Source organism: Cognatiluteimonas telluris (assembly GCF_011320095.1).
Classification (GTDB): Bacteria; Pseudomonadota; Gammaproteobacteria; order Xanthomonadales; family Xanthomonadaceae; genus Cognatiluteimonas; species Cognatiluteimonas telluris.
Map to the genome: position 1 here is coordinate 1 of NZ_JAANOY010000081.1, position 1,509 is coordinate 1,509.

General features: G+C 50.8%; 1 protein-coding gene. It reads right to left on the reverse strand.

Annotated elements, in window-relative coordinates:
• Positions 1-296: 296 nt before the first annotated feature.
• Positions 297-1,349: a GTP pyrophosphokinase gene (locus G7B67_RS13040; protein ID WP_166213120.1), complete on the reverse strand. Its 1,053-nt coding sequence runs from the start codon at positions 1,347-1,349 to the stop codon at positions 297-299.
• Positions 1,350-1,509: the final 160 nt, after the last annotated feature.

The following is a 1,509-nucleotide window of genomic DNA, read 5'->3' on the forward strand; positions in this document are numbered from 1 at the left end:
GGACTAGCCGAAGCTGCTTGTGCCGAAGCGAAGATGCACGACCGCGCACCAGGAGCCGCGAGCGCCCGGCGTTGATGCCGCCGGTAACCTCGATCGCCAGAACTGCCGCGTAGAGATACGAGCGCCGCTTAGATGACTCCAAGCGCGACCGAAGAGGGTGGACGAAAGCGACAAGGTGCTGAGCGAAGCGAGCAACCCGAACTGCCGAATTGCCGCAGCAGGCCCGCTCTTAGCGGCCTAACACCTGAATTAAGCCGCGCCGCGAAGCGGCGTCGGCTTGAATGAATTGTTAGACCTCACGCTTTACGCAGCCACTCATCAAACTGTGCACGTTGCATGTCAAACAAGCAGGTCTTGAACAAATCTTGGTCTTCTAAGTACAGCGAATGGCGGATTTGAGTGTAAGGATTAAGCGAGTGTGGGCTTTCTGCTTTGTATTTCTTGACCTTCGCCAAATGCCTGTTGAGTGAATCTGAGAGGAACTCGATTGTAAGAGACGGCTTTATCTTGAGTAGTTCCTGCACAAATCCATCTGCCGCAAACGAAATGAAGTTGTAGCCTGGGAAGTAGTGCTCCGCAACAGATATGAAGGAGAAGACATCTAAATCTGTTGCGGCTTGCTTTGCTCCGCTAGCCGCTGGGGCCGGGGCGGGACCTTCAACAGCGATCTTTTTTGTTTCGGATTGAGCTTTTTGAAATAGCTCTTTCGTCTTGTCACGAATACTTAGAAATTCGTGGTCGGCCAGCTCGAATAGGGCCGCGAGTGTGTTAATTCTGCGCTTGAGGTCGGCCGGGATAGATCTCTTGTATTTGATCTTGTGGTCAAGAGCACTCCATGCGTCTTGAATGGTAGTTCTAACTTGAACTTCGAACCTCAGAGATTCGTACTGTGCGTACTCTGGGAATTCTCGTCTCGCTTCATTGATTTTTAGGTCTAAGTGGAAGCCCTTGTAGCCGAAGGCGTTCTCAGTGCTTTCAATTGCCTTAATTTTGTTTGTTTCTTCAAGAACTTCGAAATTTGTGCGCAACATTGAAACGATTAGATCAACTTCATTCTCGTACAGGCAAACAACGCGAAGGCCGATCAAATCTGTGATGTGGTCTTTTATTTCGTACGCGGTTTGCGACTCTTCAAGGGCTGTCTGATACTTGCGCGAGAATTTGCGAATACACTCTTCGCGATCCTTCAGTCTCGAAGTGACGGTTGGTTTCTCAAGGCCTGACACGCGGGCAAGTAAAGAAACTACAAGTGACCTGAAGAAATCCTCGGCACCGTGTAGCAGCTCGCTGTTGTCGTTGTGATACTCGCGGAAGGCTGATTTTTCAGCTTCGAAGTCGAGCGATGCCATTTGGCTCTCCAAGTCGCCGTTACTTTGTGGTGAGGTCTAACACCTGAATTAAGGGGAGCCGCGAAGCGGCTTCCCCTTGAATGAATAGTTAGGCAGCCATTTGCCCACAAGAGTCATTCGGTAGCAAGCCACACGCTTGACCTGAGGCCGAACCAGTCGG

What these genes read in the sequence shown, in the direction of transcription:
- G7B67_RS13040 (WP_166213120.1), bottom strand. Translation starts at nt 1,349, where the DNA reads ATGGCATCGCTCGACTTCGAAGCTGAAAAATCAGCCTTCCGCGAGTAT.